Below are 18,324 nucleotides of genomic sequence, written 5' to 3' on the forward strand. Positions count from 1 at the left end.
CGCGAATAAACAAATGAAAAACATTGAAATGATCGGCCGATTTAAACCAGCGCAACAGCGGAAAGCCTCGCACCAACTGGGCCGTTTGGCCGACGCAACTTGAGTGTCAGTGCTAGTTTTTGACGAACGCGCCCTTGCCCAGCCAAAGTTGCACATTTAAACGTGAATATTAACAGGAACATTGGCGATTGACTTCACCGAGGAAAAATTGAACAGACCAACCATAATCACGTTGTCTACTATACCATCCCGCTTTGGACTGCTGGGGCCCACACTCCAGTCACTTCTGCAACAAAATCTAAAAGCGGCAGAAATCAGGATTTATATCCCGCATCAATACCGTCGCTTTCCTGAGTGGGACGGACAATTACCATCGGTACCAGCGGGGATCGAAATCCACCGGTGCGACAAAGATTATGGACCGGCAACGAAAATTCTACCTGCCGCTCGCGACCTAAAAGGGCATACGGTCGATCTGCTTTTCTGTGATGATGATAAAATTTATGATCGTGGATGGCATAAGCGTTTTAAAACAGAATCCCAGCAAAAGCCGAATACATGCATTGTCGAAGTAGGAGAAACTTTCCCTGACATCGCCGATAGCGCCCGGCCGAAAGACAGGCTTCCACGCAGCCGTTGGAAGAAAAAAGATTTTCTGTATCGTGCGAAGCGCATATTGAGCTTATTCACAGTGAAACCCAACCTGTCCAGTAGCGGATATATTGATCAGATTTCGGGATTTGCCGGCGTCTTGGTGCGTCCTGAATGGTTCGATGAACTATTCTACGATATTCCAGACGTGATGTGGACAGTTGACGACCCTTGGATCTCAGGCCACCTCGAACGTGTAGGTATCCCTATTTGGAACACAGGCCGCCGTAAAAAGCTATCTGAAGGCGGGGGGAGCAAAGTTAATGCCCTCCTCAATCTCGTTCAAGAAGGACATGACCGCGTCGACGCCGATTTGAAGGTAATCGATTACTTTCGAGAGAAATATGGAATTTGGCAGAAAAGCGACATCCTCGATGAGCAAGCTAGCCTTCGTACCACATCAATGCGCGAAATGCTGCGACGCCGAACGTTAGAAATTCGCGATCAAGCGATAAAATAAATAGACCATATATATGTAAATGCGCTTCACTTGATAAATAAATCAAATCCATCAAGAGAAGCGCATTATCATTATTCCTATATTAATTTTTACAAGAGTTTTCAAAATTAACGCAACTCAAGGGAAGATTATAAAGCGATTTATTTCATATTATTTTTTTTAATACATGCAAGCAAATTCAAGAAATATAACATGCTGCCTACCCTTGCCAAAATGAGCCGTTGAACCATATCGTTGTCTATATACTCATGCTCAAGGGAGTTTACGAAATGAGTGATGCAGGTGTGGGTTGGATCGCCGCAATCATCATTGGAGGGCTAGCAGGCTGGATAGCTTCGAACTTCATGAATAGTGATACTGGCATATTCATGAACATCGTTCTTGGAATTATCGGTGCCGCAATCGCGAGCTTTATATTTGGATTTGTCGGTGTTTCATTTGGCGGTTGGCTTGGATATCTGGTGTCAGGTTTCATAGGAGCTTGCATACTTATATGGCTTGGAAGGGCAATCACTTAAAGCCACAAAGTGGACTATAAATACCCCGCGCGTTGCGGGGTTTATTTTTGGGATTTTTCAAAAAATAAGCCGAAAAACTAAGAAAAGGTTTTAATTAATTATAAGGCTTATATAACTTTATTTGCATTGAAACTGAATATGCAATCCGTCTAATAAAGTCTTGTAGACTGTTTTTTCGGGGGGCTGGAGTGATACGCATATTATTTCTTCTGCTTGGTCGGGAGATTATCCAGCGGCATTGGAGAACCCTACTCGCTATATCCATTATCTGGATCATCGGCGGTTCGCTTATAATAATCGACGCGCTGGATGGAAAGACAGTAATATCAGCCCGTCTTTTCGGTTATTTTCTATTGCCAGAGGCTGCCCTATGCCTTGTTGCAGCCGTTGCGAGTTATGGCACAGCGCGTAGAATGCGTATCGTGCAAGGCGTAGCACTTCTCGGTGTAAGCATATTAATCTTAAGCTCTACGCCAGCAAGCAACTTCGCGCTCGCAGTGTTATTTGGACTTTGCTTTTTCGTGGATGGCGTGGTCCGCATAGGCAGCGCTTGGGTTGTGCGATATCCGCGCTGGAAGATTGGACTCGTCGGCGGCGCGGTCGAAGTTTTAATCGCCATCTTCACACTGCAACCGTGGCCAACATGGTACGAGGGAACAGTTGGAACCAATGTCGGGGCAGTTCTGGTTTTAACCGGCATCGGCCTATTAAACATCGCATTTCGAATAAAACGCCTCGAAAATGGTGCCTCGCTGACAAATATTCTGAGCAGAAATCCATTTAGTCATCGCGCGGCAGAACTTTATCGAAAGCGAGTCTCGAAAAATCGTAAGCATTTGACCGTTCATGTTTGGACGCCAACCGGCACTGCGATGACAACTCTACGCCAGCGCGCAATCAATCGATACATTGCAGCGGTGGATAGCAAAGGCGCGATATCAACTGGGCACGCGGCATTGGAAATGGAGCCTGATCTTTATATTAGCCATTATCCAGCCTCTGAAATTGATCGCAATCCTGATGAGTTTAGCCGAACATTAAGAGCCACAGCAGACAATAATGTCCCGGGACGCTTCCTTCCGAGCTATGAATTTGAATCCAATGATTGGTGCCCTTCAACCGTTCAGGTTGTCATCAAGAATATTGATTCCAGACGTTTGCGAACCTTTTGGAAGCACTACCGCGCAAATGATACATACAATCTAACCAATAGAAACTGTTCCAGTGCTGTGGCCGATGCGCTGGATGCTGCGGTTGAAGGTGTTTATAGAGACCATCAATGGCCCGTCTTCAAAGCGCTAAAGGCCCTCGCCTTTCCAGAATTGTGGGCAGCTGGATTGATGCGCAAACGTGCAGAATCCATGGCTTGGACCCCTGGACTGGTTCTGGATTATGCGCGTGCACTTTCGGCCCTGGTCGATGCTTCCGAACGCCGCCCGACGAAACAAAACATTCAACTTGTTAAAAAATATAGTCCTCGGAAATCGAAGATTAAAGCCAACTAAGCTGTTTAGAACCAGCAATTTTGATGCCGTTTCAAACAGGTAAATTAACTTGATAAATTTAGTCATATTAAATAAGTATCTGGCTGAAATTTCCTTATTCGAGGACAGCCAAGTTGCAACTTCCAAACACCTTCCAAACTGGCATTACGCGTAGCGCTAAAATCGCCGTCTTTTTTACGCTTTTATTCTTCGGCTTTCTGCAGGGAGCTTTTGCAACGAAATCAGAGGCGCAGCGCATTGTCTCCCTCGGCCCCGACGTGACAGAAATCATATTCGCGCTTGGTGCTGGCGATAAGGTTATCGCAGTTGATCGCAGCAGCAAATATCCCGCTGAAACGGCCAATAAAGCTAATGTCGGCTATCGTCGCAGCCTGTCACCCGAAGGCATTCTGGCGCTTAATACCGATCTCATCATTGCTTCCGAAGATATTGGTCCACCCGAAAACACAGACTTACTCAACCAATCCGCCGTCGAGGTTTTCTATGTACCCGTTGATAACAGCCGTGAAGGACTGATTAAAAAAATTGGACTAATTGCAAAGCGGCTTGGAGTTGAGAAACAAGGTGAAGTTCTCACAAAGAATGTCATCGATGACTTTGATGCAGCTACCGCCTATGCCACAAAGGTTTCGGCGGGCAAGCAAAAGAAGGTTGTGTTTTTCCACGGTCTTGCACGGCTGAGCGGCGCAGGTAACGACACCGCAGCGGATGCTTTCATTCGCTATGCTGGCGGGATCAATCCTCTATCGATTTATTCCGGTTATAAGCCTGTATCCGAAGAGTGGCTTGTTAAGGCTGAGCCAGATGTGGTTCTCATGCTATCAGATGGTGCTGGCGGGCCGACACTCAAAGATGTTTTCTCACATAAAGCCTTGCAAGAGACACCCGCTGCGCGCAGTCAGTCACTTGTTGTGCTGGAAAGCCCGTATATGCTGGGATTTGGACCACGCACGGCCGAAGCCATCAAAAAATTAGCAGCAGCACTTTACGAGTGACCCAAATGAAACGGCAAGGGTGATATATATTCGTCATCGTCGTTTGATGTTCCTGAATTCTCGCACGCGTTATAATACGCGTCATTTGCTCTACTGTGACGAGCGCTACTTTTACCTAGCTTGCCTTATTCTTGAGTGCGACGGAAACTTACTGCGTGATTTATCTGAGCTTCAATGTGCTTTTTGCTTTGCCGCTCACAGAAGAAAGCGCTCTTAAACCGAGATTTATCTTTATCAAACAATCGCTTGGACGATTTACGACATCTGTGGTTGGTGTGACAAAGGTATCCCCCCCTACACCAAAATGTAAAATCACAGCAAAGGTGTAAAATGGGTGTTTTGAAATATGTGCTAAGTGATTGAATTTGGTGAGCGCGCAGGGATTCGAACCCTGGACCTACTGATTAAAAGTCAGTGTATAAATGTATGTTTTTCAATATCTTATAGCAGCCATGTGTCATTCATGTGCCAATCTACCATCATGCGAGTGTTTCCGCAATCCTATCGAACGCAGCTTTATGATCGTCCGAAGGGAACAGATGGCCATATCGATTCATCGTAATGGCATAGCTCGCATGCCCTGCTAGGGTCTGAACCGCTTTTGGCGAAAGGCCAGCCTCAATCCAAGTCGATATGGCGAAGTGACGAAGAGCGTGCCAACCGATATCTTCAACCTTTGCCAGCTCGATCGTCGGCTTCCAATCGCGCTTCATAAAGTTGGTGTGGCGTACAAAGCCGCCCTTGCTGTCAGTGAAAACGAAGTCGTCAGGCGCGCTGTGTTTCGTTGCCCCTTTCCAAAATTTTAACTGCTCAAGCATCGCCTTCCCGATGGGGACGGTGCGACGACCAGCAGATGATTTCGTCGTGTCGAATTCACCGTACGCATCCACGCGCGTTTCGACTAAGACGAAGCCTTTTTTCAGATCGAGATGCATCCAACGTAGCGCCCATTGCTCAGAAGCTCGCAGGCCTGATGAAGCAGCGAACCTGATTCGCAGCGCTAATTTGTCATCAGCTTTCTTAAGGATCTTAGTGAGAGCTGCCTTTGAAGGTGGCGTTACCTTATCTCCGGCCTCATCGCGCTTGCCAATAACTCGAACACCTTTGGCGACATTGACGCCCACCTTATCCGTTTCAACGCCATGTTTCAGAATACGACTCAGCGTTCCGAGGACACGCCGTGTCGTGACAACGCCGGCTGAAGCATCGCGCATTTCATTCCTAAGCTTTATCACGTCCGCCGTCGTCAGCTCCGACAGTGTTTTGGTTCCGATTCCTTTGGTGAAGCCAACAGCGCTTTCCTCTTTTGGATCAATCCAATTATCAATGTGCTGTTTTGTGGTGCGGAGATACGACTGAACAACGCTTTCACCACGTTTGTTGCGCTTCTCCATCTCTTCATAATAATCAACGCATACGTCAGCTACGGTCGTCTTTTGAGCTGCTTCTTTGTATGTCGCAGCACCTGTCTCAGTCATAAGGTCAGAAAGACGAGATTCGGCTTCGCGTTTCTTTGCATACTGTTCTCGATGACGCTTCCCATGCCTGTCAGTGAAATCCAACTGCCAAGCTTCGTGTTTTCCGCTCGCGTTTTCCCACGAACGCTTCTTAATTTTAGCCAAAATGATCTCCTGATAATCGCGTCACATGATACCGCATGGCACACGCGGCTGCAATCTAACCAGGATTATTGACATCTCACAAAATATAGAACATAATAAGAACATTGGCGGGCGGTAATCAAACTATGGAGAACGCCATGAATGCAGTTTTAAACAACTACGACGCCGAAATTGACCTGGTTTTGGCTTATCACAAAGGCGATGTGCGAGCTTCCATCGAAGCGCTTTTGAAAGACCGAGACTTCCTTGCGCGTGAAATTGAGCTGTCTCAGATTGCACTCACCCACAATCAGCGTACCAACTCTTTTAAGAGGGCTGCGTGATGAAAACATTCCAGGTCGCCCTTCCTGAAGCGTACGCACTAAAATGCGCTCGACGTGAAGTTCATCGAGATGCCGGCCGCCTAGGTGCTCGCCTCCCTCATCGCATGGCACGTAAATCTGGAATCGACTTTTGCGTATTCAGTTTTCCATCCGAAAGGCGCATGAGCGTTTTCATGAGTCGGCATGGCGGCAAACCTTTCGGTGATGCCGTTTGGGAAAGAACCGTCGTTCGGTAAAACGTATGGCAAGACCCCCTACCTATGAAAAGATCACTGCTTTCACATGTCTAGCCGATTTGGAGCCGTGGGCTATGCTTTGCGGACTATGTACGAGGTGCGATCATGTTAGCGACATTAATAAAAGATCACTCGGACGCAAAATTGCTGCGCGCGACCCGTTGAAAAATCATCAATGGAAGCTGCGCTGTGAAGATTGCACCATGAAGGGTCAAAGCGAATTTGTTGTTTATCGCGAACCCAGATAACTGAAGCCAATTTGAGACGCATTGGAACCTTACAAGGCCTTTTAAGTTAGTCTCAGAGCCAATGTAAGGAAAACTGATGTTCAAAAAATCTTGGATACTCGCTTTAAGTTTTGCTGTCGCTGCGACTTCATTTACGCCAGCAGTTGCCTCCCCGGTCAGACAGACCTCTGATTTGAGTTTGAGTGAATCTCAAATCCAGCAAGTTCAGCATAGACGATACAGAGACGACAGACGTGGAAACTGGAAACGTTCTCATCGGGACGGTTGGCATAATGGACATCGTGGCTATCGTGAACATCGCAGAGGTTATAAGCGACACTCCGATGGCTGGTGGTATCCTTTAGCAGCGTTCGGCGCGGGTGCAGTAGTTGGTGGTGCGTTAAACAATCAACGCCCTGCGGCTCGTGGCTATAGCAATCGTCATTATCAGTGGTGCTCTTCGCGTTATCGCACCTACCGCGCTTCTGACAATACTTACGTTCCAAGTGCGGGACGCCGTGCAATCTGCAACTCGCCATACAGTTAAGTCGAATAGTGCCTCACGTAAAAATCGTGAGGCATTTTTTTTACGCTTCGTATCTGACCAACAATCAAAAGTTGTGGAACAAATTCATCAGTACAAACTGGAACCTTATAATCAATAGAATGTTTTTACAGCGCACACACCCTTAGGAGTAATGCAATGAAAAACGTTCTTATTGCTTCCGCTGCATTCGCACTGATCTCCGGCTCGGCCCTTGCACAGGAGCCACCTAAGCCGCCCACACCTCCTGAAGCTGGCGCGCCGGGAACACCACCTCCTCCGCCGCCACGTGGCGGCCCTCGCCCTGCCCCTGATAAGTCGGCTCATATTCGTGTTGAGGACAAGGGATATAAGATCGATGTGAAGTGCGCTGAAGATCAGTCAACAGTCGAATGCGCAGAGATCGTTTACAAGCTGCTCGAACGGGTCGGCCCTCCGAGGAAATAACGGATCAATAATTAAGAGCCCCGCTTTGGCGGGGTTATCTATTTGTGGCGTCTTAAAATGGATGGAAAGAAAATCGTGGTCAGACCCTGGTTTGGTTCGTGGAGATCAATCGGCTGATCTTTTCCCAGCTGATTCCAAGAATCAAAATGGGAGAAACAAGTACCTAAATCGTCGTATCCAGACCATTTTAAGTATCGATAAAATAAATAAATTTGGCTTTCACTGAAACCTTTTACTGGCTCACGAGTTTTCCGGAAGAGAGCATAAGGCGGACAGCTTATTAGCCGACTGTGTCGTCATTTTTACTATTTGAAGGAGATAGCCAACATGAACTCTATCATCTATTTAGTGGGCCTAGTCGTTATCGTGTTGTTCATTCTCTCTTTTCTGGGATTACGTTGATGGTGGATCCAACAGTTGTAGAAAACGCTACTGATCGCAGCTATGTCGATTGGGCTGCTATTTTTGCCGGCGCCACGGTCGCGTCAGGTGTGATGGTTGTCCTCACAACATTTGCTGGTGGACTTGGTCTAAGTTCGTTCTCAGTTGATGATGGAGGAGACATTAGTGCAGTTTGGCTCGTCATTACCGCCCTATTTATTATCATATCAATGGTCGCTTCTTATATGCTCGGCGGGTATATCACCGGCAGAATGCGTCGACCATCAGGAACAGCAACCCGTGATGAAGCAACCGTTCGAGACGGTCTGAATGGCCTCGTCGTTTGGGGACTTGGTACAATCGTATCCGCTATTTTGCTTGTAAGCGTTATTTCAGGTGGAGCGAAAGCAGTTGGAAGCGCGGCTGAAACAGCGGTTCAAACCGCTGGAACCGTTGTCGGCGGCACAGCTCAGGGAGCTGGTCAATTGGCTGGAGGTGTCATTTCAGGCGCCGGGCAAGCAGTGTCGGGACTGGCTCAAGGTGCAGGACAAGCGGCTGCTCCGTCAGTCGAACAGATGCTGCCGCAAGGGTTGAAAACCAATCCATTGGACTATCTCACGGACACTCTGTTACGCACGGATAGTCAAGGCAACTCTATTGCTGGACAGGAAGCTCAAAACATCGCGGATTTCCAACGTCAAGTTAGCGGAATTTTGGGAAACCTGCTTACTAGTGGTGAAATCTCAGACGCTGATCGTTCGTGGCTCACTAATCAGATCGCGGCTCGGACCGGCCTTAGCCAAACCGATGCTCAAACTCGTGTAAACCAGACAGTTGAACGCGTTCAGGCTCTGCGTACTGAAGCTCAAACGAAGGTTGATGAAGCTAAAAAGACACTTGCTGATATACAGGCACAGGCTGAAAAAACTGCCGAAGAAGTGAAAGCAAAGGCAGCTGACGCAGCAGAAAAAGCTAGAATAACTGGCATTCTTACCGCCTTCCTGCTCGCGGCGTCTGCCCTTGTTGCTGCGGTGGCCGCTTACATTGGAGCCGTGCACGGTGGTCGTCATCGCGACGAAGGTCGAATTTGGGGTGGTTTAGCTTACCGCAAATAAAAATCCACCAGCCTTAGTGCCATATCATAAGGTCTTCGGAGAAATTCGAAGCCCTCTTTATATATGCTTTGATTGTTTATCTTTTCTGTAGGACGGTTGTCTTTTTAGACGGCGCGTTGTTCCTGTGCCTTCAGTCTCTCAGCAAAGAAAATGATCTTATTCAGATCGTAAAGGCGACTGGCCGCGTCCTTCTCACCGAACCGATAGCAAGCCTTAAAGATATTGCCGAGCGCAAAGGACATGCTTTTGTGCTCAATAAGATCGTTCAGCTCGCTAGCCCCTGCGGGCAGCTCGTAATAACTGGTTGAGCCACCGTCTGATTTGATGGGCGTGACTGCAACAAGCTTTGCGTCAAGATGATCAAGAGTCATACTCATACATCCTCCCTCACCTTACGCTTTGGCTCTTCGAACTTCTCAGTCAAAGGCCCGCCAGCCAGCAAGCCGCGCAGCGCTCACAGCTTATCTTCCACGAGCGGCCGGAAGCGCCTTGCTGCAAAAGGCGGGTTTTCATAACCAAACTGCGGGCATGTCCCACGATCAACGCCTTTGAGACGAACGCCGATGTACGAGCCGTGAATATAATGCTCGAAAGGTCCGATCCACTCGATCTCGTAAATCTCGCCTTCCTTCACCTCAAGATATTGCTCGAAGCCAACGACTGAATCGATACAGACCACTTTCTGGCCAACGTGGAATTGGTTCATGGGGCCTCCCCGAGCATTTCGAGCGCTTTTGTATATCGAGCGCGCCTGTCGGCATCGTCGTTTGATGCGCGAAGATTGTCTCGTAGATCCGCAATTTTTACCGGCCGTGCGATAGGGTTTGAACAAGCACGCTTCACATAGACGAAGTAATCCTCGTCATCGCGACGTGTAATTGCGTTCAAGGCCAGCACGATGTCGTCGTCGAAACCAAATGAGTAAACGTCGTTCAGCGACGTATCGGTGTCTTCAATCATGTCGTGCATAATGCCGACAATCTGCGTTTCCGCCGTGGTCTGAGCCAGCATCACGCGGATCGGATGAAAAATGTAAGGCTCGCCGTTTTTATCAACTTGGCCCATGTGAGCCGCAGATGCCACGGCGATCGCTGTTTCAATGTTGCTCATGTGCTTCTCCTGCTGGGCTCCCGGCTACTAATTTCCTAAACTCATGTAGAAAAGTGGACTCCGCTTTCTCTGGTGACCAATATTGCAATCGCGCTCCAATGCCAGGTCCAGTCGAATACCATTCAGCAACGCAAGGCGCCATATTAGAACGCTCATCGCCAATAATCGCTCGGTCGGCAGCTTTCACTTCAGTAGGCATCTCATGAACGAGGCCAAACCTCTCGCAAATTGCCGCCATAACAGCGTTCTCGGCCTGCTTGTAACCGGGCAAAAATGGCTTAACAGGTCGAGGAACGTCGACAAGATAGGCTTCACTTGCATCGTGCAGTAATGCCCACAATTTGAACTTCTCTGGCATTTGGCGGGAAAGCAGAATGCTATGCTCAGCAACGCTATAGAACCGCTTGCAGTGGCCAGCAAAGCGGCACTGCATTGATAGCGAATGAGCAATGTCCTCAATAAAGATTTCATCGGCGCGCGGGTCCATCGGCCAGAACTGGTGCCCTGTGAAGGTTTGCAGCCAGTCGCCTTTTCGCGCCGGTTGCGAGGTAATAGGCACATTATCGTTATAAGGTTTTGGCAGGCACCTTATAACCCCTTTTCTTAACTGCCGACCTTCAACCGCGGCGCGTGCGGCTTTGTCTTCTGCTTCTTCAAGCATATTCTCTCCTCATGTTGTGGTGAAACGCCGCTTGGTGGGCGGCAGATGATCTTGTGTGAATGCTGTTCGCCGGCCTACACTGAGAAACAAACAGGGAGGCCTATATGCAAATATTAGATGCCAAGTACGTTGGGAACTCAGCATCCATCACTGTGCAGTTCTCCGGAGAGAAGGTGGTCGTGGAGTATGGTCCGATAGCACCGCCGTTGGGCGGCGGTCGCATGAATTCCCCATTCATCGATAATGTAGATCTGGCCATCAAAGAAATTTTGGCACAAACCAATCAACTTGAGACTGAAATTCGAGCGGCCGTTGCAGACTATCTAGCGTCCCAAAAGGGATGACGGTTAAGCTGCAACCCTTTGACTTTCCGCATTATCATTAGCCGCCGCATACTTCCCAGCGACCATTTCAGGCCTAAGAATATCGCGACCGACTTCACCGAATTGCTTGCTGTACGTAATGCGCTTTGCTGATCGACCTGACAGCCAACCGCCGCCAGCTGCATAAGCATCTGGTGCCGCAAGCGTTTCATGCTGCTCGACATACATTAGCGTGCCTTTTCTGGCATCGTCGCTGTGTCTGTGTCCGATATGGACATAGGCTTGTAGCGAGCGGCCAAACATTCCACGGAACATGCCAGCAATCGTGCCCTCAATATTTGCGACACCGCGTTTATGACCGTGGTGATAGGCAAGCATCGTGCTGCCCCACTCGAACGCGTAATAGAGTGACGGTGAATTATCGACGGTGATGCGCGGCTCGTTTTCGTACATGACGGCGAGCATTTCACGCAGCCATGCGGATGAGGCCGGGTCGTGATTCCCCGAAGCCATCACGACATGAACCCGCTCATGCTTCTGCAACAGCATATCTATGATGCGGCGGATCGTACGGATCACAATGCGAATAACTTTCTGCAGTCTGCTATCCGCGTCCAGAACATGCTTGTGGGCAGGCGTGACGCTTTCAAGCGCATCGTGGTGCATCAGGTCGCCGAGCTGCGCCAGAATGGCCGTGTGAGCGTCGGGGGCCTGCGCCACGGCAGCAGAGAACCAATCGAGCAATAGCTGCTCGGCAATCCGCAGATCGTAATCGCTGCCAGTCTCTTCGCGCCACGACATCATGCCGAAATGGTTGTCAGTGATCGTGAACTGATTAAGCAAATCCGCGCGACAGCCCTGTGGCGCCGGCATGATAGATACGCGGGGCAGGTCTTCTTTAAGCGCTTCAACCATGGCTGTGATTGCAGCTCGCTGTTGGTTGGCGTCCTCACGTTCCATGATGTGTTGCGTGACGATGCGCCCTTCGCTGTTAACGAGCGTCGTCTTGCCTTTTACCGCCAGACCGGCAGTCGCCTCATAAACAGGGCCAGCCTCTTTTGTCTGGCGCATGTATGTGCCGTTGGGCGTCTCGGTCAGGCTTTTGATTGCATAGCCGGGTAGTGTTTCCTTCGGGCCCATCAGCCCAAGTTCAGCAGCGCGCTTGATGCTGTCGTGAAATGCAGACTTCTTGACGCCGCATGCGTGCGCCGCCTTCGTTATCGTGCCGTGCTGCTGATACGCAGCAACACGGCGGGCTAGTTCTTGTTTTGAAAGGCGCGTATTGGCCCGCTGTCTGTCATTGGACATACAGTCTCCTCGTGTTGGTTGGTTTGCGGGTTGGTGACCCACAATTTGTCATTGTGGTGGAAGTGAAAGGGGCGTCAATAGATTTGCGCCAAAATAGTGCCAGAAACTCCCTAGTCCGCGGACTGAAAAAGCATATCGGCTGGCTGACCGTTCTAGGCTCAGGACCCATTGATTTCAGAAAGGAGAGGTGATTCAGTTTCGTTTGAGGAGGCTGATCAATGAGTAATCTTTACTGGCTGAGCGAAGGACAAATGTCACGCCTTCGCCCGTTTTTTCCCAAGAGCCATGGACGTCCACGCGTTGATGACAGGCGTGTCTTGAGTGGAATTATCTTCATTCTTCGCAATGGGTTACGGTGGTGTGATGCCCCTCGGGAATACGGGCCTTGTAAAACGCTCTATAATCGTTGGAACCGTTGGTGTCACAAGGGGATATTTGCGCAGATATTTGAAGGCCTGTCTTCACAATCATCAGTCGGCAAGACTGTGATGATGGATGCGACCTATTTGAAAGCACACCGTACGGCTTCAAGCCTACGGTTAAAAAAGGGGGCGCTGGACGCCTGATCGGTCGGACGAAGGGTGGCATAAATACCAAGTTGCATGCCGTCACCGATACGCAGGGGCGTCCCATTTGTTTCCATGTCACGGCAGGGCAAATCAGCGACTATAAAGGAGCAGCAGTTCTAATCGATAAACTGCCGAAGGTTGACTGGCTTCTTGCAGACAGAGGCTATGATGCTGACTGGTTCAGAAAACGGTTAAAAGACAAAGAGATAAAGCCGTGCATACCGGGGCGCAAAAACCGCAAGAAGGCTATCAAGTATGACAAACGCCGATATAAACGGCGCAATCGTATCGAAATCATGTTTGGCAGACTGAAAGACTGGCGAAGAATTGCTACCCGTTATGATCGCTGCCCGATTGTGTTCCAAGCAGCAATAGATCTCGCAGCAGCCGTTATATTCTGGCTTGGAAAGGAATGAGTCCTGAGCCTAGCGTCTTCTGCAGATACCGTGCCTTCATTGACCCCATCACGCAGACGAGCAAGCTCATCATATTGCTGCGGAGTTATGAGGCTCATAGATGACACTTGAGCAAAAGAGGCCAGCATGTTTACTGCCGCCTCGCGAGCGTCATCAAGTGCGACGACCGAAGCCTCAACTTCTTTGCTTAGCGAGTTCTGGGTGTAGGCGTCATTTTGTCGGCCGGCCTGTTCAACAGCGTTGCCTGATGACTTCGCAGCCTCCTCAACATTCTTGAGGCGCTCGGCAAAGAGGGTTGCCCCTTGGCTCGATTCACCGACGGTTGAATTGTAAAGAATGAGCGATGAAACAACTGCGCCACCAATGACCATGCCTACAGGCCCAGCAGCTGCTCCAAGGCCACCGAAGGCTGTAGCCAAACCGCCCATTGTGCTTGCAGCAGCCAGAGCTTGCCTGAATTGGCCAAGAGCCACGCCAGCCGTTCCGAGCGTACGGATCATGCCGAGGAGCGATCGACCAACCAAAGCGCCCGCAATCACCGCAGCAACCTGCAAAGCGCTATCTGCGACCTTGTCGAAGTTGTCGGCAATCATGACCAGTGCTTCGGAAATCTTCGCAGACACACCAGCAGCGCTGTCTGCATTGCCGACGTACTGAAGCAGCGCATTATTCAGAAGTGTAAAGCCATCGCCGATCGTGGCAGGCATGTCGGCTGCTTCTTGGCGAAGCGTTTCCATCTGGCTCGATAGGCCACGAACAATGTCGTTGCCAGTGATCTTGCCCTGCGAGCCAAGCTTGCGCAGCCCGCCGACAGTTGTATCAAGACCAGCTGCCAATGCTTCAGCAACGCGGCCGCCTGATTCAATCACTGTGTTGAGGTTGTCGCCCTGCAACTTGCCCGTAGCCATAGCTTTGGCGAGCGCATCAATAACTCGTGCAGCTCGATCGCCCTTGGCGCCTGACACAACGAGAGCGTTATTTAAAGCCTCGGTGTAGTTCAGAGATTCATCGGTGTTATATCCAAGCTCGCGGACAGCGGTAGCGTTTGATAGATAGCTTTCGGCTGTTTGGGTTAGATCCGAATACGTACGGCGAGCCATATCGCCGAGACGGCCCATGACCTCAGTACCTTTATCGATCGACCCTGCGGCGAGATTGACGCGGGACGTCATATCCGTCCACGTATCAGTCATCTTGCGAAGCTGATCGACACCGAGCGCGGCGCCTATTCCGGCGAGCGGTGCCGTAAGGCCGCTAAACGAGCGTGTGAAAATACTATCCAGATTCTTGTTCATCTGGCGGGCGCGTCGTTCAATCGCATTAAATTGGCGATTAGAAACATCGTTGGCGCGGGCCAGGCTTTTTTCAAATGACTTGAAGTCAGCAGAAAGCTGAACAACCAGACTCTCGAGGTCGGTTCTTGCCATACTCAACGATGTCCTGATAAGAAAAAAACTCGCAGTTACGCGAGCTTGGGGATGTAGATGAAAGTATTGGTCGGCGCGGCCTGCATCGCGGTTATCGCGTTCGTCGGGTACTATTTTTGGAATGATTACCGTTCGGCGCAGTATGTTGCTGCGGCGCGTTCAGCGAACGCTGAGCAAGCCCTCCGGGATTACGAAGCAGATTGCGATGTTTGGGTAAAAGCGCTGAATTCATGGAAGAACGGCAGGCCTGACGGTCACGCTGATAGCTTTGTGAAAGCTCGAGGCGAAGTTGAGCGGTGTCTAAACTATACAGTCGGTCGGCCATGGCATGAAAAGAACATTGGCGTAAAGTATTGGTAAGGCCAGCATCACCCAGCCTTAATCCAATCCCAAAGATCGTCTTTTTCGGTCTCTGACAGTTTGCCCGGCTCATCTGGCGTATTCGCTTTGATGTAACCATCAAGCGCAGCCATGTATTGCCACATGGACATTTGTCTCACTTCTTGCGGCGTAAATCCTAGAACTGCACCGTTTCCGTAGATGGCGGCAAATCTGATCTTTCCATTGGGGAGGCTGTCGATTGGTTCTGACTTGCCGCTGTTTGCTCCCCCACAGGCTCCTCCGGTACGCCTTGAATACCGGCCTGTAATATCGCGATAGCAAACAAAAGGTTTTCAGCGGGAGGCCGCTTTTCGACATAACGCTGCACGAGCTTTGTTGCATCAGTCGGCTTCATATCGCCACCAATAAGGCCTTGCCGAATGACATTTGCGATATCACCGACGAAACACTGCTTCGAAATCAAACGTTCAAGAATAACCCAGGGGCCCGCGTCGCAGGCCTCTTGAAGTGCTTCAAGTTCGCTCCATCCAAGGCGGAATTTGTAATCATCATCCGCCCAAGTTAGCTCAATCGATGCGTCCCGCATTAGCCACCAGCCGGGGTAGACGTACGAACCATAACGCCATCGGACTGAAGACTGACGTTGTTCGTCGCGCGCTGTCCGTTAGTTGCGCCAACTTCCATGCTTTCAACATGCATGAAGCCAGTCCAGGTGATCGTCTTCAGTGGGAATTCCCACTCGATCTTCACCGGCACTGAATCAATGCTGTCCACTGCTTCTAGCCATGCATCTACGCTTTCGGCAGCCAGTACGCCTTCGCCACTCACGCTCATCGACAGGCTGGTTGCATCGCGCCCAACCCAATCAACAAGGTCTGGATTGTTACAATCCGGAATATTTACCTCTTCGAGGCCCTTAGTGATTGTGATTGAGCGCTGTGTAAATCCGCAGGGATTTTCATAAACTGTCGGGGTGGCGTCATTGCCGAGCAATACGCGGATTTTACCCGATTTGATTGTTGTAGCTTGGGCCATATTGATCCTCGTGTTTTGGTGTGGTGAAATCCGGCGGTGCGGCTACGGCGTCTCGATGACGGCCGTGTACTGGATAGAAGCCTGGTTGATGCCGGGAGCGCGGATGTAGTCAGTCCGCCAGTAATCGAAGGTGACGAGAGCGTTCACCGCGAGCGGCGGTTCCCATCGTTTAAGCGCTTTGGTGACAGCGTCGGCGATTTGCCTAACCTGTTTCTGACTTGGCAGAGACGACCAGCAATTAATCTGGAAAGTAACGTCAACCGCATCAATACAATCGGCACTGTCATCAGAAGACGAAGAGCTGCCGAATGAAACATATGGATAGGTCGCGGCCGGTATATTGCCATTAGGATCGGCGGGAGGATTGTCATAGACTTTGTCAGCGCCGATTAGCGTTGTCAGCGCAGCATTCTGCGATAACCGCGCATAGATCGCGGTTTGAAGTTCCCATACGGGGTCCATCCATCAGCCTCCTGCGGCTACTGTTTTCGCTGCTTTGGTGATGGCTCGACGAATACGGCGTTTTGTTTCTTTATCCTTGGCCCGCCACGTCACGTAGAAGAATGGTTGTTTTCCCTGACCGGGATTCTTCGTGCCGGGGAACATGCCTTTGTTGGCAAAGCCTACCGTACCGAATTCAACCCATCGCGCGTAATAAGCTTCCTTATTGCCTGCATAGATCGTGATCGTCCAATCAGCTGCAAGGCTGGCTTCGACTGTCGCGATAACCATGCTGCCCTTTGGAGCTTTACCCCACGTCCAGCCGATGCTTTCCCGTAGGGCGCCGTCGTCTTCAGCAACCCGACGTTTCATCATATCGACGATATCGTCAGCGCCCTGCTCCATCGCACTACGAACCATGTCGCGAGCGACTTTCGGCAAGCGTTTGAACTTCTGTTCGAGTTTAGCAAGCCCCAGAATTCGAGCACCGATAGCCATCAACCACCTCCCTGCACGACAGCGCGCATTTCGATGTACTGATTGACCTCGTCGGGGTTTGCACAAGACTGGATCTCGTAAAGAACGCCAGTTCGCTTGTTTCTAGCCCGCCATGACGGCGTGACGCCTCGTGTTCGCGGTTCACTGCGAACAACAAGCGTATAAGGCTGGATACCTTGCGTACGAGCGGCGATGTCCGTTTCGGAACCGAGGCGGGGCTGCAAACGAGCGGCGGTTTCGAACTTGTCGACCCAATCTTGGCTAGTGCCACCGCCCTCGTCCCTCACCGCTTCACGCTGCTGAAAGACGACGATGTTGTTGAGCGCGCCTGCGCCTTTACGTGTCGCCATCCTTCTCACCTTTTCTCGGAGTTTTCAGGCGAACAGCCTTGTTTCGTTCGATTGCAGCAGTTGCGCAAGGCGAAGTCACAAGGCCAGACCAGCCAGCCTTATAAGCAATCGTGACTTGCGGGAGTGGCTTCCAGTCGAAGTCTACGGTGAAACGGACGTGGGGCATTAGCCAGCAGCGTCTTCGAGCGCCTTAATGCGTGCCGACAGGGCAACGAAAGCTGCCTGAATATTCGCAGCTGCCGCAAGTCCATTTCCAGCGTCGGCTGTCACTGCGTGGTTGTGGTTGCCAGCAGCGGCAGTAGCTGCCGTTGCACCAATCGTCGGCGCAAAGGTGGCCGGTTTGCCGGTAATGTCGGCCCATGCGGTTGATCCTACGCCACCACCTTCAAGACCTTCAACCGTTGCACCGGCTTCAACCTTCAGTGTGCCGCCGATGACGAGCGTATCACCGCCGTCGGTTTTGTAATTCTTTGGTTGCATTCTTTAATCCTCATCAGGGATTGAACGCCAAACGCGCCAAGAAGCCAATAGAGCGCGCACGTGTCGAGGCAATACAACCTCTCCCTGCGCACTCATGTCAGGCTCTCTGTTCTCGTACAGATCAGCTGTAACCAACAAAATCGCAGCGACAATAGCGGGACCAACAGCAATGCCATCAGGCAAGGCTGGTGTTTCGCCAGTCCCAACTACTTCTCGGTCGAGATATTCTGTAACGATAGATTCCGCAGCAGCCGCGTAGATTTCAATCTGGCTGTCTTCGTCATCATGAAAGACGCGTAAGTGACGTTTGACTGTTTCAAGCTCTAATAGCGCCATTAGA

27 protein-coding genes are annotated in these 18,324 nt (G+C 50.4%); 11 read left to right on the forward strand and 16 right to left on the reverse strand.

From position 1 onward, the window contains the following. Window positions 1-208: 208 nt before the first annotated feature. From RI570_RS17185 to RI570_RS17200, 4 genes are all read left to right on the forward strand, one after another. Window positions 209-1,111 (forward strand): glycosyltransferase family 2 protein, encoded by a 903-nt coding sequence (locus RI570_RS17185; RefSeq protein ID WP_313830082.1) that lies wholly within the window; start codon window positions 209-211, stop codon window positions 1,109-1,111. 269 nt (window positions 1,112-1,380) lie between these two features. Beyond that, complete coding sequence (locus tag RI570_RS17190) at window positions 1,381-1,629, forward strand: GlsB/YeaQ/YmgE family stress response membrane protein (RefSeq protein WP_313829856.1); 249 nt, start codon at window positions 1,381-1,383, stop codon at window positions 1,627-1,629. 188 nt (window positions 1,630-1,817) lie between these two features. After that, window positions 1,818-3,134, forward strand: coding sequence for a protease (locus tag RI570_RS17195; RefSeq protein ID WP_313829858.1), 1,317 nt, complete (start codon window positions 1,818-1,820; stop codon window positions 3,132-3,134). A gap of 113 nt (window positions 3,135-3,247) precedes the next feature. Then, a complete protein-coding gene (locus RI570_RS17200; RefSeq protein ID WP_313829859.1) occupies window positions 3,248-4,129 on the forward strand; it encodes an ABC transporter substrate-binding protein in 882 nt (293 codons plus the stop codon). Between the two features lie 479 nt (window positions 4,130-4,608). Here RI570_RS17200 and RI570_RS17205 read toward each other — a convergent pair whose 3' ends face one another. Continuing rightward, complete coding sequence (locus tag RI570_RS17205) at window positions 4,609-5,751, reverse strand: tyrosine-type recombinase/integrase (RefSeq protein ID WP_313829860.1); 1,143 nt, start codon at window positions 5,749-5,751, stop codon at window positions 4,609-4,611. Window positions 5,752-5,888: 137 nt separating this feature from the next. Here RI570_RS17205 and RI570_RS17210 point away from each other — a divergent pair, with 137 nt between their 5' ends. The 4 genes from RI570_RS17210 (at window position 5,889) to RI570_RS17225 (ending at window position 9,024) form a co-directional block, all read left to right on the forward strand. Further along, a complete protein-coding gene (locus RI570_RS17210) occupies window positions 5,889-6,074 on the forward strand; it encodes a hypothetical protein (protein WP_313829861.1) in 186 nt (61 codons plus the stop codon). A gap of 560 nt (window positions 6,075-6,634) precedes the next feature. Then, window positions 6,635-7,084, forward strand: coding sequence for a BA14K family protein (locus tag RI570_RS17215; protein WP_313829862.1), 450 nt, complete (start codon window positions 6,635-6,637; stop codon window positions 7,082-7,084). Between the two features lie 156 nt (window positions 7,085-7,240). Continuing rightward, window positions 7,241-7,528 carry a hypothetical protein gene (locus RI570_RS17220; protein ID WP_313829863.1) on the forward strand — a complete coding sequence of 96 codons (288 nt, stop codon included), beginning with the start codon at window positions 7,241-7,243 and terminating at the stop codon, window positions 7,526-7,528. A 401-nt stretch (window positions 7,529-7,929) separates the two neighbouring features. Continuing rightward, entirely contained in the window at window positions 7,930-9,024 is a 1,095-nt protein-coding gene (locus RI570_RS17225) for a hypothetical protein (RefSeq protein WP_313829865.1), read from the forward strand. A 104-nt stretch (window positions 9,025-9,128) separates the two neighbouring features. On the opposite strand, the gene RI570_RS17230 is transcribed toward RI570_RS17225, so the two are convergent. From RI570_RS17230 to RI570_RS17245, 4 genes are all read right to left on the reverse strand, one after another. Further along, a complete protein-coding gene (locus RI570_RS17230) occupies window positions 9,129-9,401 on the reverse strand; it encodes a hypothetical protein (protein ID WP_313829867.1) in 273 nt (90 codons plus the stop codon). Window positions 9,402-9,478: 77 nt separating this feature from the next. After that, complete coding sequence (locus tag RI570_RS17235) at window positions 9,479-9,730, reverse strand: hypothetical protein (RefSeq protein ID WP_409558689.1); 252 nt, start codon at window positions 9,728-9,730, stop codon at window positions 9,479-9,481. Continuing rightward, window positions 9,727-10,134, reverse strand: a complete 408-nt coding sequence (locus RI570_RS17240) for a GTP pyrophosphokinase (protein WP_313829868.1) — start codon at window positions 10,132-10,134, stop codon at window positions 9,727-9,729. The genes RI570_RS17235 and RI570_RS17240 overlap by 4 nt, the downstream gene beginning before the upstream one ends. After that, entirely contained in the window at window positions 10,121-10,795 is a 675-nt protein-coding gene (locus RI570_RS17245) for a hypothetical protein (protein ID WP_313829870.1), read from the reverse strand. Before RI570_RS17245 ends, RI570_RS17240 begins: the two co-directional genes overlap by 14 nt. 104 nt (window positions 10,796-10,899) lie before the next feature. Here RI570_RS17245 and RI570_RS17250 point away from each other — a divergent pair, with 104 nt between their 5' ends. Next, entirely contained in the window at window positions 10,900-11,139 is a 240-nt protein-coding gene (locus RI570_RS17250; RefSeq protein ID WP_313829871.1) for a hypothetical protein, read from the forward strand. Window positions 11,140-11,142: 3 nt separating this feature from the next. Here the strand turns inward: RI570_RS17250 and RI570_RS17255 are convergent, their stop codons facing one another. After that, window positions 11,143-12,426 (reverse strand): oxidoreductase, encoded by a 1,284-nt coding sequence (locus RI570_RS17255; protein WP_313829873.1) that lies wholly within the window; start codon window positions 12,424-12,426, stop codon window positions 11,143-11,145. Between the two features lie 218 nt (window positions 12,427-12,644). On the opposite strand from RI570_RS17255, the gene RI570_RS17260 reads away from it, so the two are divergent. Further along, window positions 12,645-13,411 (forward strand): IS5 family transposase gene (locus RI570_RS17260; protein WP_313829875.1). Its coding sequence is split into 2 segments (ribosomal slippage): window positions 12,645-12,965 and window positions 12,968-13,411, totalling 765 coding nucleotides; the frame shifts between segments, so codons are not numbered across the junction. On the opposite strand, the gene RI570_RS17265 is transcribed toward RI570_RS17260, so the two are convergent. Then, a complete protein-coding gene (locus RI570_RS17265) occupies window positions 13,333-14,838 on the reverse strand; it encodes a tape measure protein (protein ID WP_313829877.1) in 1,506 nt (501 codons plus the stop codon). The genes RI570_RS17260 and RI570_RS17265 overlap by 79 nt on opposite strands. A 57-nt stretch (window positions 14,839-14,895) precedes the next feature. Here RI570_RS17265 and RI570_RS17270 point away from each other — a divergent pair, with 57 nt between their 5' ends. Next, window positions 14,896-15,198 carry a hypothetical protein gene (locus RI570_RS17270; RefSeq protein ID WP_313829878.1) on the forward strand — a complete coding sequence of 101 codons (303 nt, stop codon included), beginning with the start codon at window positions 14,896-14,898 and terminating at the stop codon, window positions 15,196-15,198. An 8-nt stretch (window positions 15,199-15,206) separates the two neighbouring features. On the opposite strand, the gene RI570_RS17275 is transcribed toward RI570_RS17270, so the two are convergent. From RI570_RS17275 to RI570_RS17315, 9 genes are read right to left on the reverse strand one after another with little or no spacing between them, the layout of a single operon-like run. Beyond that, on the reverse strand, window positions 15,207-15,329 hold the full coding sequence (locus tag RI570_RS17275) for a hypothetical protein (protein ID WP_313027886.1): 123 nt from the start codon (window positions 15,327-15,329) through the stop codon (window positions 15,207-15,209). Between the two features lie 26 nt (window positions 15,330-15,355). Beyond that, window positions 15,356-15,766 carry a gene transfer agent family protein gene (locus RI570_RS17280; protein ID WP_313829880.1) on the reverse strand — a complete coding sequence of 137 codons (411 nt, stop codon included), beginning with the start codon at window positions 15,764-15,766 and terminating at the stop codon, window positions 15,356-15,358. After that, the gene (locus RI570_RS17285; RefSeq protein WP_313829882.1) at window positions 15,766-16,215 is read right to left on the reverse strand and encodes a phage tail tube protein; all 450 of its coding nucleotides are present in this window, start codon (window positions 16,213-16,215) and stop codon (window positions 15,766-15,768) included. The genes RI570_RS17280 and RI570_RS17285 overlap by 1 nt, the downstream gene beginning before the upstream one ends. Window positions 16,216-16,257: 42 nt before the next feature. Then, window positions 16,258-16,677, reverse strand: coding sequence for a DUF3168 domain-containing protein (locus RI570_RS17290; RefSeq protein WP_313829883.1), 420 nt, complete (start codon window positions 16,675-16,677; stop codon window positions 16,258-16,260). A gap of 3 nt (window positions 16,678-16,680) precedes the next feature. Next, complete coding sequence (locus RI570_RS17295) at window positions 16,681-17,154, reverse strand: HK97-gp10 family putative phage morphogenesis protein (protein ID WP_313829885.1); 474 nt, start codon at window positions 17,152-17,154, stop codon at window positions 16,681-16,683. Continuing rightward, window positions 17,154-17,504, reverse strand: coding sequence for a head-tail adaptor protein (locus RI570_RS17300; RefSeq protein ID WP_187548309.1), 351 nt, complete (start codon window positions 17,502-17,504; stop codon window positions 17,154-17,156). Before RI570_RS17300 ends, RI570_RS17295 begins: the two co-directional genes overlap by 1 nt. Beyond that, a complete protein-coding gene (locus RI570_RS17305) occupies window positions 17,491-17,670 on the reverse strand; it encodes a hypothetical protein (protein WP_113158319.1) in 180 nt (59 codons plus the stop codon). Before RI570_RS17305 ends, RI570_RS17300 begins: the two co-directional genes overlap by 14 nt. Then, complete coding sequence (locus RI570_RS17310) at window positions 17,670-17,984, reverse strand: hypothetical protein (protein WP_313829887.1); 315 nt, start codon at window positions 17,982-17,984, stop codon at window positions 17,670-17,672. The genes RI570_RS17305 and RI570_RS17310 overlap by 1 nt, the downstream gene beginning before the upstream one ends. A 3-nt stretch (window positions 17,985-17,987) precedes the next feature. After that, on the reverse strand, window positions 17,988-18,320 hold the full coding sequence (locus RI570_RS17315) for a head-tail connector protein (protein WP_313829888.1): 333 nt from the start codon (window positions 18,318-18,320) through the stop codon (window positions 17,988-17,990). Window positions 18,321-18,324 lie beyond the last annotated feature (4 nt).

Origin of the sequence: Brucella pseudogrignonensis (genome assembly GCF_032190615.1) — a bacterium.
In the GTDB taxonomy this organism is placed as follows: Bacteria; Pseudomonadota; Alphaproteobacteria; order Rhizobiales; family Rhizobiaceae; genus Brucella; species Brucella pseudogrignonensis_B.